Origin of the sequence: Helicobacter suis, assembly GCF_902196125.1 — a bacterium.
Lineage (GTDB): Bacteria > Campylobacterota > Campylobacteria > Campylobacterales > Helicobacteraceae > Helicobacter > Helicobacter suis_B.
On record NZ_CABIKG010000062.1, the window covers coordinates 1 to 707 of the forward strand.

Here is a 707-nt window from a genome sequence, read left to right on the forward strand (position 1 = left end):
GCATTTTTCACAAACATATCTTTTAAACGGGTAAATTCTAATGGGTCTAAGTTCTTTTGGGCAAAGTCTAGGGCTTCAGATAAACTAGTTTGGTTATTGCGTGCACTATGGGCTAGTAAAGCTAAATTAGTGGCTTCAATATCGGGGGCTTTAGCTTGACTATCTAGCACTTTAGCCACTCTTAGGGCTAATTCCTCTACATCATTAGTTTCTAAACTTAAGATTTTAAGATTTTGTGGGGTGATATGGCTATCATACTTACCAATTGCCGCTATTAGTCTATCCCCAAAGGTGGTTGTGCGCTCCTTATTGCTAGCACTAGCTAGATTGATAAGTTCTTTATCACTTAGGCTATCTTGTGGGGTTCTAACTAATAATTCATCTCTTTTTAGCTTAATGCCATAGGTATTTAAGATCGCTTTCTCATAAGCCTCTCTACTGCTAGGGCTAAACTCTTGCATGCCTAAAGCTCTGTGATTGCCTACGATGACTTGCCCATCTTGAATAATAATGGGGAGATCATCAAAGCCCCCGCGATTAATCACATATTCGGGTTTAAAGTGATTAGCAATTTCTGTTACTTTATTTAAATCTGTTTGTGTGCGTGTTTGCACCCCGCTTTTAGCCTGCATATTAGGCTTAATATCTGAAGTCTTGATCACCACAAAATCTAAGGGGTAGATATGGGCATCATCTAGGCTAATACT

The 707-nt window shown here is 38.9% G+C and carries 1 pseudogene; it reads right to left on the bottom strand.

Features of this window, described 5'->3' with window-relative positions:
• Positions 1-707: pseudogene (locus G6Q00_RS08310) on the bottom strand (hypothetical protein); the annotation flags it as partial.